We start from the raw sequence: 12223 nt of genomic DNA, 5'->3' as shown, positions 1-12223 counted from the left end.
CGACAAACCTACGGAGCGGTACACCGCATCGTGGCTGTCGCGCACAGGGTGCGCTCCCACAGACAAGCCGGCATGGCGGAGGCGCATGCTAAAGCCGATGCGCAGCGASGCCCCGCWTTAAGTCCTCAGCGATTCGGGCGCGTTGCGMAGCGCTTGGAAGTATCCCCTGTGTACCCTCGGAGGTTGTCCCRCAACSACGCGCCTCAAGCGWTCGGGCTTATCCCAACACGATGCTGCGGGCGTTWTAGGCCATTCTCTTTGGGTTACTTTTCTCTTGGGCCAGCAAGAGAAAAGTGACTCGGTCGGCGGCAGCCGATCGAAACGCCCGCCGCGTAGGCGGCCAGATCGCGGGATCGCAACAACTGAGCGAGACTGAAACCTGGGTCTCGGCCCGCGCCGGGATGACGCCAAAGAAGAGACGCTCCCGCGAGCACCCGCCCCTTACCACCGTAAAGGTGGCAATGCCCCAACCCTCTCCCCAAAGGAGAGAGGGAGAAAAGCGTCACCAAGGCAACGCCTCAATATCCACATTCCCCCCACTAAGCACCAACCCCACCCTCTTCCCCCGAAACACCTCCGGCCGCTTCAACACCGCCGCCAACACCGTTGCACTGGAGGTCTCCACCACCAGCTTCAACTCGTTCCACAACAACTTCATCGCCGCGATCACCTCGGCATCACTCACCGTGGTCGCCTCCACCCGATGCATCTGCAGCGCCTCGAAATTCGCTGCGCCAATCAGCGTGCGCAGCCCATCGCAGATCGTATCGGGCACGAACGGCCCCACCCGCGCGCCGGCCGCCAGCGAGCGCGCCGCGTCGTCGGCGCCCATCGGCTCCGCGCCATGGATCTGCAACTGCGGTGCGATGCCGTGCGCTGCGATGGACGTACCCGCGATCAAGCCACCGCCGCCGATCGGCGTGACGACCACATCCAGGCCGCCGCTCTGTTCGAGCAGCTCCAGTACGGCCGTGCCTTGTCCCGCCATCACACGTGTGTCTTCGAAGGGATGGACCAACTCGGCCCCCGTCGCTCGCCGCACTTCATCGGCCTTGGCTTCGCGCGCCGCCTGCGTGGCTTCACAGCGATGGAGGATCGCGCCGGCCCGCTCGATCGCTTCAAGCTTCGTACGCACCGCGCCGTCGGGTACCACGACATGCGCCGGAATGCCGCGCGTCGCAGCCGCCAGGGCCAGCGCATTGCCGTGATTGCCGGATGAATGCGTCACCACGCCGCGCGCGGCCTGCTCATCGTCCATCGACCATACCGCATTGCAGGCGCCGCGAAATTTGAAGGCGCCGCCGCGTTGCAGGTTTTCGCACTTGAAGTAGAGATCCGCGCCGGTCAGCGCATTCAGCGCGACGTTGCGCAGCACCGGGGTCACCACCGCATACGGGGCGATGCGTGCGGCGGCTTCCTGCACCTGCGCAAACGTGGGCAGGGCGGCTCGATGAAAGGAAACGCTCATGGATTGTCGATCTCCACACCACAGGTGAAACGGCGCTCGGCGCCGGGTTCCAGACGAATCGCGTCGGCGCAATCGGGGCGATTGAATGCGTCGGACCAGCTTTCCATCGGTTCCAGCGCCACCGAGCGACGCACGTCGCGCGTCACCGTGTCGGCGGTGAAGGCCAGCATCACCCCGGACGGCTGCCATACGGCAATCCCGATGCCGCCCTGCGGGTCGCGCAGGCGCGTGCGTGCACGGCCATCGGTGTCGCGGCGCAGATCGGCAAACGCGTGGTTGAGTTCGCGACGACCAATGGCCTGCATCGTGCGGAAATCCAATTCCGGCGCATGCTCCAGCGGCGCACGGGCGCCGGCCCCGGCGATCGGGATGAAGGCCTCGTCGGTACGCACAAAGCTGTCCGCCGGTATCTGCAACTCCCAGCCCTCGATGGGCGAGTCAGACAATCGGAAATACGGATGCCAACCGAAGAAACACGGCGCCGCGTGCTTGCCCACATTGCGCATCGCGGCTTCAACCGTCAGACCGCTCGCATCCAGCGTGTAACTCACCGCCAGGTCGATGGCAAAGGGATAGCCGGCATGCACACCCGGACGGATCGCCTGGGTGGCGAAGGTGACGCGCGCGCCTTGCTCATCGGCGGCGAGCTGGGTGATGTCGAAGTCGACACCTCGCACAAAACCGTGCCGTGCCGCACGCGCATCGCCTTCGACGCCTGGCTGCAAGTCGTAGGGCTCGCCGTCGAACACGTAGCGCGCGTCGTCGATGCGGTTGGCGAATGGCACCATGATGGCGAAACGGGAGCTGGGCCGGGTGTCGAGTTCACCGGCGTCGCGATAGCCATCGGCGATGTTCCGGGTGCCATGCGGCGAGGGCACTTCGAAGCTCAGCAGGGTCGCGCCGCGTCGCGCGATGCGCACGCTATGGCCCCGCGCCGGGTCGGTCAGCACCGCGATCTCGTGCACGCCCAGTTTTCCGCGTTCCGCAAGAAACTCCGCCATTGTCTTGTCCTGCCGGGAAAGGCCCGCATGTTAGCCTGACTCATCCCCCGCTTCCGCAGTTTCGGCCCCTCATGAGCATTCGCAACGACATCGCCTCCCCCGTGATCCGGCTCAGCGATTACCGCGCCCCGGCCTGGCTCGTGAACAAGATCGAGCTGGACTTTGACCTGGGCATCGATAACGCCGAGGTCACCTCGCGCCTGCACCTGCAGCGCGATCCTGCCCAGCAGGAGCCGCTGCGGCTGGACGGCGAAGGCCTGGAATTGCTGTCGATCTCGCTGGACGGCCAGCCCCTGCCCGAGCACGCCTGGCGTGTCGCCGAGAACGTGCTCGAAGTGGATGGCGCGCGCGACGGCAGCGTGCTGGAAACGCGCGTGCGCGTGCAGCCGGCGGCCAATACCGCGCTGGAAGGCTTGTATCTGTCCGGATCGCGCGAGGCTGGCTTCCTGTTGACCCAGTGCGAGGCCGAAGGCTTCCGCCACATCACCTACTTCCCTGATCGCCCGGACGTGCTGAGCAGCTACACCGTCACCCTGCGCGCCGATCGCGAGCGCTTTCCGGTGCTGCTGGCCGGCGGCAATCCCGATGGCCACGGCGAGCTGGAAGGCGGTCGCCATTGGGCGCGCTTTGTCGACCCGCACCCCAAGCCCAGCTATCTGTTTGCGCTGGTGGCCGGACGCCTGCAGAAGATCACGCGCGACTACGTCACCCACAGCGGCCGCCACGTGCAGCTGGTGATCTGGGCCGAGCCTGATGCGATCGGCCAGTGCGGTTACGCCATGGATGCGCTGGAGCGCTCCATGCGCTGGGACGAAGAAACCTATGGTCGCGAATACGACCTCGATGTGTTCCATGTCGTCGCCACGCATGACTTCAACATGGGTGCGATGGAGAACAAGGGTCTCAACATCTTCAATGCGAAGTACCTGCTGGCCGACCCCGACAGCAGCACCGACGACGAATACCGCGCAGTGGAAGCGGTGGTTGCGCACGAGTACTTCCACAACTGGAGCGGCAACCGCGTCACTTGCCGCGACTGGTTCCAGCTGTCGCTGAAGGAAGGCCTCACGGTATTTCGCGAACAGCAGTTTTCGGCGGACATGAATTCAGCGCCGCTCAAGCGCATCGAAGATGTCGCGCTGCTGCGCCGCGCACAGTTCCCCGAGGACGCCGGCCCGCTCGCGCATCCCGTACGCCCCGCGCAGTACAGCGAGATCAACAATTTCTACACGGCAACTGTCTACGAGAAGGGCTCCGAGCTCGTACGCATGGTGGCCGGCCGGCTGGGGCGCGAGGGATTCCGCCGCGGCATGGATCTGTACTTCTCCCGCAACGACGGTCGCGCCGCCACGCTTGAGGATTTCCTCGGCGCGCTTGGCGAAGCCAACGGCATCGATCTGATGCCGTATCTGGCGTGGTACGCGCAGGCCGGTACGCCGCGTGTGACGGCGCGCGGTCACTACGATGCCGCGCATCGCAGCTACACGCTGACCCTGTCGCAACACACGCCGCCCACGCCCAGCCAGCCGACCAAGCAGCCCTTGCCGATACCGGTGAAGCTGGCGCTGTTCGATCGCCATGGGCACATGATGCCCTTGCACCTGCCGGGCGGCGATGCCGATGCATCGGGCGCCACCGAGCGCGTGATCGTGCTGGATCGCGCCGAGCAATCGTTTGTGTTCCAGCAGGTCGCATCCGCGCCCGTGCCTTCCCTGCTGCGCGGTTTCTCCGCGCCGGTGATTCTGGAGTGCGACTACTCCCCCGCGGAGCTGGCGCTGTTGCTGCGTCACGACGTGGATGGCTTCAACCGCTGGGAAGCGGGGCAGCAACTGGCGGCGCGCGCGTTTGACAATCTGCGCGACGGCGATGCCACGCACGCGCTGGATGCGTGGTGCGATGCGCTGGCCGCCCTTTTCGGGGAAAGCGCCATCGACGATGCCCTGCTGGCCGACCTGCTGACGCCGCCCAGCGAGATCGAACTGGCCGAGCGCGAACGCGTGGTCGATCCTTCCCATGTGCACGCGCTGCGCCTGAAGCTGCAGGAACATCTGGCCCTGCGCATTGGCCGCGAAGTGCTGCAGCAGCGCTATGACGCGCTGGTCGCGCACACCCATGTGCAGCTCGACGCCATCAGCCAGGCGCAGCGGCGCCTCAAGCGGCGCGTGCTGGAGCTGATCGCCACGATCGATCCGTGGAGTGCGCAAGCGCTCGCCACACTTCAATACGACAACGCCCCGAGCATGACGGATCGATTGGCCGCACTTTCGGTGCTGGTGCGCGGCAATGCCACCCAGACGCATGCCGCGCTGCTGCATTTCCGCGAACGCTACGCCGACAATCCGCTGGCGATGGACAAATGGTTCTCGGTGCAGACGCAGCTGCCGGGCGATGCGGTGATCGAGCGCGTGCAGGCGCTGGAACTTGATGCCGCCTTCACCATGAAGAACCCCAATCGCGTCACCTCGCTGTTTGGTGCGTGGGCACGCGGCAATCCTGACGGTTTCCACCGTCCGGACGGCAGTGGTTATCAGCTGCTCGCCGAGCGCCTGCAGCGGCTGGATGCGCTCAATCCCCAGGTGGCCGCGCGACTGGCCACGGCGTTCAACGGCTGGCAGCGACTGGAACCCACGCGCCATGCGGCGGCGCGTGCTGCCATCGAATCATTGGCGGCGCAGCCTCATCTCTCGCGCAATCTCAGCGAGATCGTGCGCAGCATGCAGCACGGCTAAATCGACTTCGCAAAAGAAAACACCCGAGTGCGTCCCGTCCTTGGACGGGGCACCCGGGCGTAATGAGGTGAATCGAGAGGATGAAACCTGATGAAGCGGTGTTGCTGACGTGCAGGCGCCCGATGTTCCGGTCGTCCCAAACTGGCGGCCGTCGCGAACGCGACGATCAGATCGCCAGTTGTGCCAATTCGTCGCGCAAGCGGGTCATGCGTGAGAGCAGACGCGGGCGCAGGGCCTGGCGTTCGTTCTCGCTGCGTTCTTCCAGATAGTCCATGGCCATTTCGACGCGGCCAAGTTCGATCAATAGATCGTGGTGCGGATAAACCGGTTGCAGTTCGACGCTCAATTCCATGACGTTAATCCCCCAAACCATAGCCTTGTCCGGCATGGGAGCAGAAGCAATGCGCGTGCCAGCCGCGTGACCGCCATCACATTCATTTTGGGGCTGGATCACGGAATGACGCTGTACGTCATGAGGTGCCAAGACTCGGCACAAACGGGCGTTTTAGTCACTCCACGTTCACGCGTAAGGGGTAAATATCGCCCCCAAGACGCGCAGCAACTTGCTGCTGCCAGTGACGAATTTTCGGTTTCTGGCGCCCGGCAACACGGTCATCCTGGATTCCCCCTGTTCCTGAGACCGCCGGGCGCCAGATCTTATCCAGAGCGCTTGCAGGCTCATTGCGACCCTACAAGGCTTAGAAAAGGCGACGGCGCCCCGAGGGGCGCCGTCTTGCTTCCTCTCCCCGGCACGCGATCGAACCCCTGTCGTTCGATCTCGGCGCGCATGAAGCGCAGCTTCTGCCCGTGGAAAGTGCACGGAAGTAAAGGCAGGAAGCGTGCCAACGGCCAAAGTGCCGTCACGGAGTTACCATAAGCGTCCAACTTGGTCCAAACCTGCGCTTCCGGGGCAGTTTTCTATGTTTCACCCAGTTTCCTACGACGTCATTGTGGTCGGTGGCGGCCATGCCGGTACCGAGGCTGCGCTTGCCGCGGCACGGACGGGCGCGCGCACGCTGCTGCTGAGCCACAACATCGAAACGATCGGCCAGATGAGCTGCAACCCGGCCATCGGCGGTATCGGCAAGGGTCACCTGGTCAAGGAAATCGACGCACTCGGCGGCGCCATGGCGCAGGCGGCGGATCGCGCCGGCATCCAGTGGCGCACGCTCAACGCCTCCAAGGGGCCGGCCGTGCGTGCCACGCGCTGCCAGGCCGATCGCTCCCTGTACAAGGCGGCGATCCGCCGGATGGTGGAAACCCAGCCGAACCTGGAGCTGTTCCAGCAGGCGGTGGATGACCTGATCCTCGAGGGCGGCCGCGTCACCGGCGTGGTGACCCAGATGGGCCTGTCCTTCCACGCCCGCGCCGTGGTGTTGACCGCGGGCACCTTCCTCGCCGGCAAGATCCATATCGGCCCCGCGCAATACGCCGGCGGCCGCGCCGGCGATCCGCCCGCCAGCACGCTGGCTCTGAAGCTGCGCGAACTGCCGGTGGCCGCCGACCGCCTCAAGACCGGCACGCCGCCGCGCATCGACCTGCGCAGCATCGACTTCACCGGCCTGGAAGAGCAGCCCGGCGACAACCCCGCGCCCGTGTTCTCGTACCTGGGCTCGCGCGAGGATCATCCGCGCCAGGTCAGCTGCTGGATCACGCATACCAGCGAACACACGCACGAGCTGATCCGCGGCTCGCTCGATCGCTCACCRCTGTACAGCGGCCAGATCGAAGGCRTGGGCCCGCGCTACTGCCCCTCGATCGAGGACAAGGTGGTGCGCTTCGCCGAGAAGAGCTCGCACCAGATCTTCATCGAGCCCGAGGGCCTGGACACTTTCGAGGTCTATCCGAACGGCATCTCCACCTCGCTGCCGTACGACGTGCAGCTGGCGCTGGTGCATTCGATCAAGGGCTTCGAGAAAGCGCACATCACGCGCCCGGGCTACGCCATCGAGTATGACTATTTCGATCCGCGCGGCCTGCATCCGTCGCTGGAGACCAAGACCATCCCGGGCCTGTATTTCGCGGGCCAGATCAATGGCACCACGGGATACGAGGAGGCGGCCGCGCAGGGCTTGATTGCCGGCCTCAATGCCGCGCTGGCGGTGAAGGGCGAAGCGCCATGGCATCCGCGTCGCGACGAGGCCTATATCGGCGTGCTGATCGATGATCTCACCAGCAATGGCACCATCGAGCCGTATCGCATGTTCACTTCGCGCGCGGAGTATCGCCTGCATTTGCGCGAGGACAATGCGGATCTTCGTCTCACCGAAACCGGCCATCGCCTCGGCGTGGTGCCGCAGGCTCGCTACGATGCACTGCGCGCCAAGCGCGACGCGGTGGAACGCGAAACGCAGCGACTCGGCGCCATCTGGGCCGCGCCCGCGAATGCGCTCGGCGCCACTGTCGCGCAGCAGCTTGGCATCACGCTGAGCCGCGAGACCAACGTGCTGGACTTGCTGCGTCGTCCCGAGCTCGATTACGCCACGCTCACGACCGTCGACGGCATCGGTCCGGCGGTTGACGACGCCAGCGTGGCCGAGCAAGTGGAGGTGCAGACCAAATACGCCGGTTATCTCGAGCGCCAGCGCGAAGAGATCGAGCGCCAGCGTCGCCACGAGCAGACGGCGATACCCGGCAGCTTCGACTACGACAAGGTGCGCGGCCTCTCTGCCGAGGTGCTGCTGAAGCTCAAGCGCGTACAGCCGCAAACCATTGGCCAGGCCGCGCGCATCAGCGGCGTCACGCCTGCCGCCATTTCGCTGCTGCTGGTGCACCTCAAGCGCCGCGACGCCGCCTGATTCGGGATCTTTGCTGCACCAGGACGGCCTGCCCGCATGGCATCATGCGGGCCTGACGATGCATCTCGGAGCGCACCATGGAAGTTTGGATCGGACGGGACGGCGAGCGACACGGCCCTTACAAGGAAGTGGATATCCGCCAGTGGCTGCGCAGCGGACAGATCAGCCCTGACGATCTGGGCTGGTATGAAGGCATGACGGACTGGGCGCCGCTGTCGTCGCTGTTCCCCGAAGAGTCGCAGGTCGAGCCGCCGGCATTTTCGCCTGCGCCCCCGGCACCGCCCTATGCCGCGGCCCCCGCGACATCGTATGGCGGCAGCAGCGCCGTGGCCGCGCTGGACGACTACGCCGGCTTCTGGAAGCGACTGGCGGCCTACATCCTGGACGCGCTGGTGCTTTGGATCCCCAACACGATACTCAGCAATATGCTTGGCGCCAGCAAGGCCGCCGAGGCCTATGTGCAGGCCAAGCTCGCTGCCGGCGACGATCCGCACCTGGTGCTGCAGGCGCTCGATACCTATATGAACGCGCTGTGGCCCGCACTGATCGCGCAGACCATCCTGGCGTGGCTGTATTTCGGCCTGTGCGAGAGCTCGGCATGGCAGGGCACCTTGGGCAAGCTGGCCCTGGGCATCCGCGTCACCGACATGGACGGCAATCGCATCAGCTTCATGCGTGCCACCGGCCGCTATTTCGGCAAGATTGTCAGTGCGCTGATCTTTTGCTTCGGCTTCCTGATGATTGCCTGGACCCAGCGCAAGCAAGGCCTGCACGACATGCTCGCAAAGACGCTCGTGCTCAATGGCCGCGCCAGAGACGTCGCCACGACGACGCGTCGCACGGACCCCGGCAACAGCGACAGCTCGTTCAACGCCTGAGCCATCGAACCTTGGTGATAGAGGCTTTGGTCGTAGGGGCTTTCTCGCCGTGAGACGTCCCGCCGTGGCAACACGGCGGAACTGACATCGCGGGCACATCACATTCACGCACGCGTTGCATCTGCTCGGCCAATGGGCCATGCCTTCGGTGGCGAGCTGGCCCATTGGCAAATGGACGTCCGATCGCTTTGCCGCGCAATTCATGCACCTGCGCGCACGTTATGACCTATGGCGGATGCGCGTATTTGCGTAAGTAGCGCATGCTTGTCATACAGGGGGCCGTGCACCAGGCAAGCTCATGGCCCAGTCACATGCTGATTGCGGCTGGATTTACCAGTGCGACGACCTCGTCGTCGATCCGCGCGCACACCGTCTCGAACGGGCAGGCAGCCGGATTTCCGTCGAGCCCAAGGCTTATGCGGTGCTGGTGGTCCTGCTGCAACAAGCCGGCGAAGTGGTCGGCAAAGACACCTTGCTCGATGCCGCATGGGGACATCGGCACGTCACTCCTGGCGTACTCACCCGCGTGATCTCGCACTTGCGGCACGCGCTGGGCGATTGCGCGTCGCAGCCGCGCTATATCGCCACCGTGCACAGCCTGGGCTATCGCTTCATCGGCGAGGTGCATCGCGTCCCGTCCAGCGCGACGCCGGCCGACGAGCCGCTGCCGGATGTCGCAAGCAATGATGATTCGACCGCCACCGCAAAAACGCCGGCACTCGCACCTGCACCCGTACGGGCCCCACCACGCTCCGGCCGCTGGCTGGCGGCGGCGATCACGCTGGCGGTCATCGTGGCGGTGCTGGCGGCGTTCAGCCTGTGGCATCCACCCGCGGATGCAGGGCGTGCGCCGCACGTGACGCCACAACCGGCGCTCGCGGTGATGCCGGTGGCACGCGAACAGGAGGACGTCCGGCCGATGCGCATGCGCCGCTTGCCGCATTACCGCCGTGTGGCCACGCAATGTCCCGGCGATCACGAGGCCGCGCCTGCCGAGCTTGGCGCAGCGGGCTTTCTGATCCTGCGGCCGAACCAGGCGCCCGCGGCCAATCTGTAAGCACGCATCGACTTGCTATGATCGACGGTCCGGCGGATCGCGTGGCGATCCGTTGTTTTGTCGAACGCTCAGGAATCGTCTTAGCCCCATGCTCAGCATCGAACAACGTATTGCCCAGGACATCGCCGCCAAGCCGGATCAGGTTCATGCCGCGGTGGATTTGCTCGACGGCGGCGCCACCGTGCCGTTTATCGCGCGCTATCGCAAAGAAGCCACCGGCGGTCTCGACGACACGCAGCTGCGCCTGCTGGAAGAGCGCCTGCGCTATCTGCGCGAACTCGAAGAGAGGCGCAGCGCGATCCTGGCCAGCGTCGAAGAACAGGGCAAGCTCAGCGATGCGCTGAAGAACGACATCCTCTCGGCCGACACCAAGGCGCGCCTGGAAGACTTGTACCTGCCGTACAAGCCCAAGCGCCGCACCAAGGCGCAGATCGCCCGCGAAGCCGGCCTGGAGCCGCTGGCCCTGGGCCTGCGCGAAGATCCCACGCAGTCGCCGGAAGCGGCCGCCGAGTCCTATGTCGACGCCGACAAGGGCGTGGCCGATGTGCGCGCTGCGCTGGATGGCGCGCGCGCCATCCTCATGGAGTCCATTGCCGAAGACGCCAGCCTGGTCGGCGAGTTGCGCCAGTGGCTATGGGATAAAGGCCAGATTCGCGCCAAAGTGGTTGCAGGCAAGGAAAACGAAGGCGCGAAATTCCGCGACTACTTCGACCACATCGAACCGATCGGCAAGATCCCCTCGCATCGCCTGCTCGCGCTGATGCGCGCGCGCAACGAAGGCGTGATCGAATTGGAGCTCTCACCGGCGCTGGACCTGGAACAGGGTCACGTCGAAGGCGAAGGCCGCGTGGCCGCGCATGCGGGCATTCTCGATCGCGGTCGTGCCGCTGATGCCTGGCTGCGCGAAACCGTGCGCATGACCTGGCGCGTGAAGCTGCATCTGCATCTCACGCTCGACCTGTTCGGCCGCGTGCGCGAAGGCGCGGAAGACGAAGCGATCCGCGTGTTCGGCGACAACCTCAAGGACCTCATGCTCGCCGCCCCCGCCGGCGCCAAGAGCGTGATGGGCCTGGACCCGGGCATCCGCACCGGCGTGAAAGTGGCCGTGGTGGATGCCACTGGCAAGCTGCTCGGCACCGATACGATTTATCCGCACGAACCACGCCGCCAGTGGAACGAATCGCTGGCTGCCCTGGCACGCCTTTGCCAGAAGCACGGCGTGGATCTGATCGCGATCGGCAACGGCACGGCCTCGCGCGAAACCGACAAGCTGGCTGGCGAACTGATCAAGGGTCTGGCCAAGACGCATCCGGAGCACAAACTTTCCAAGGTCGTGGTGAGCGAAGCGGGCGCGTCGGTGTACTCCGCCTCAGAAGTCGCCTCCAAGGAGTTTCCGGATGTGGACGTGAGCTTGCGCGGTGCGGTATCCATCGCGCGTCGCCTGCAGGACCCGCTCGCCGARCTGGTGAAGATCGAACCCAAGCCCATCGGCGTGGGCCAGTACCAGCACGAYGTGAACCAGGTGAAGCTGGCGCGCGCACTCGATGCACGCGTGGAAGACTGCGTGAACGCGGTAGGCGTGGATGTGAACACCGCGTCGGCAGCGCTGCTGTCGCGCGTCGCGGGCCTGAGCATCAGCGTGGCCGAGAACGTCGTGAAGCATCGCGATGCCAACGGTCCGTTCGCCAACCGCAAGGCGCTGCTGAAGGTGCCGCGTCTGGGCGACAAGGCATACGAGCAGTGCGCAGGCTTCCTGCGCGTGCCCAACGGCGACAATCCGCTCGATACCAGCGCCGTGCATCCGGAAGCTTATCCGGTGGTCGAACGCATCATTGCCCAATGCGGCCGCGAAGTGCGCTCCATCATGGGCGACACCAGCTTCCTGCGCGGCCTCAAGGCCGAGCAGTTCACCGACGAGACGTTCGGCCTGCCGACCGTGCGCGACATCCTCAAGGAACTGGAGAAGCCCGGCCGCGACCCGCGCCCGGAATTCGTGGCGCCCAGCTTTGCCGAGGGCGTGGAAGACGTGAAGGACCTGCGTCCCGGCATGGTGCTGGAAGGCCGCGTAACCAACGTGGCGGCCTTCGGCGCGTTCGTCGACATCGGCGTGCACCAGGACGGCCTGGTGCACGTCTCGGCCCTGTCGCACACCTTCGTCAAAGACCCGCGTGATGCCGTGAAAGCCGGCGACATCGTCAAGGTGAAGGTGATGGAGGTCGACCTGCCACGCCAGCGCATCGGCCTGTCCATGCGCCTGGACGACGAACCGGGCCAGCAGGTCCGTGGCCGTGG

At 65.4% G+C, this 12223-nt stretch carries 8 protein-coding genes; 5 read left to right on the top strand and 3 right to left on the bottom strand.

Annotated elements, in window-relative coordinates; all coding sequences use genetic code 11:
- Nucleotides 1-502: 502 nt before the first annotated feature.
- Together AC1DMG_RS14695 and AC1DMG_RS14690 are read right to left on the bottom strand one after the other, a co-directional pair.
- Complete coding sequence (locus tag AC1DMG_RS14695; RefSeq protein WP_441602715.1) at nt 503-1468, bottom strand: pyridoxal-phosphate dependent enzyme; 966 nt, start codon at nt 1466-1468, stop codon at nt 503-505.
- Entirely contained in the window at nt 1465-2469 is a 1005-nt protein-coding gene (locus AC1DMG_RS14690) for an aldose 1-epimerase (RefSeq protein ID WP_441602714.1), read from the bottom strand. The genes AC1DMG_RS14695 and AC1DMG_RS14690 overlap by 4 nt, the downstream gene beginning before the upstream one ends.
- A 71-nt stretch (nt 2470-2540) precedes the next feature.
- Here AC1DMG_RS14690 and pepN point away from each other — a divergent pair, with 71 nt between their 5' ends.
- Entirely contained in the window at nt 2541-5198 is a 2658-nt protein-coding gene (gene pepN, locus AC1DMG_RS14685; protein WP_441602713.1) for an aminopeptidase N, read from the top strand.
- 166 nt (nt 5199-5364) lie between these two features.
- Here pepN and AC1DMG_RS14680 read toward each other — a convergent pair whose 3' ends face one another.
- Nucleotides 5365-5550 (bottom strand): hypothetical protein, encoded by a 186-nt coding sequence (locus AC1DMG_RS14680; RefSeq protein ID WP_441602712.1) that lies wholly within the window; start codon nt 5548-5550, stop codon nt 5365-5367.
- Nucleotides 5551-6118: 568 nt separating this feature from the next.
- Between AC1DMG_RS14680 and mnmG the strand changes: the two genes are divergently transcribed.
- From mnmG to AC1DMG_RS14660, 4 genes are all read left to right on the top strand, one after another.
- The gene (mnmG, locus tag AC1DMG_RS14675) at nt 6119-7996 is read left to right on the top strand and encodes a tRNA uridine-5-carboxymethylaminomethyl(34) synthesis enzyme MnmG (RefSeq protein WP_477180687.1); all 1878 of its coding nucleotides are present in this window, start codon (nt 6119-6121) and stop codon (nt 7994-7996) included.
- A 77-nt stretch (nt 7997-8073) separates the two neighbouring features.
- Entirely contained in the window at nt 8074-8874 is an 801-nt protein-coding gene (locus tag AC1DMG_RS14670; RefSeq protein WP_441602710.1) for an RDD family protein, read from the top strand.
- Nucleotides 8875-9172: 298 nt separating this feature from the next.
- On the top strand, nt 9173-9931 hold the full coding sequence (locus AC1DMG_RS14665; protein ID WP_477180686.1) for a winged helix-turn-helix domain-containing protein: 759 nt from the start codon (nt 9173-9175) through the stop codon (nt 9929-9931).
- 88 nt (nt 9932-10019) lie between these two features.
- Nucleotides 10020-12223, top strand: a 2204-nt coding sequence (locus AC1DMG_RS14660) for a Tex family protein (RefSeq protein WP_477180685.1), incomplete at its 3' end; no start/stop codon positions are given.

The organism is Dyella sp. 01N36 (assembly GCF_056399745.1).
The sequence above is the reverse complement of the archived record's forward strand: the minus strand, read 5'-3'. Positions and strand labels throughout refer to the sequence as shown.

Bases quoted from the DNA above. Each gene is read 5' to 3' on its own strand.
- AC1DMG_RS14695 (WP_441602715.1), bottom strand. From the start codon at position 1,468: ATGAGCGTTTCCTTTCATCGAGCCGCCCTGCCCACGTTTGCGCAGGTG.
- AC1DMG_RS14690 (WP_441602714.1), bottom strand. From the start codon at position 2,469: ATGGCGGAGTTTCTTGCGGAACGCGGAAAACTGGGCGTGCACGAGATC.
- pepN (WP_441602713.1), top strand. From the start codon at position 2,541: ATGAGCATTCGCAACGACATCGCCTCCCCCGTGATCCGGCTCAGCGAT.
- AC1DMG_RS14680 (WP_441602712.1), bottom strand. From the start codon at position 5,550: ATGGAATTGAGCGTCGAACTGCAACCGGTTTATCCGCACCACGATCTA.
- AC1DMG_RS14670 (WP_441602710.1), top strand. From the start codon at position 8,074: ATGGAAGTTTGGATCGGACGGGACGGCGAGCGACACGGCCCTTACAAG.
- AC1DMG_RS14665 (WP_477180686.1), top strand. From the start codon at position 9,173: ATGGCCCAGTCACATGCTGATTGCGGCTGGATTTACCAGTGCGACGAC.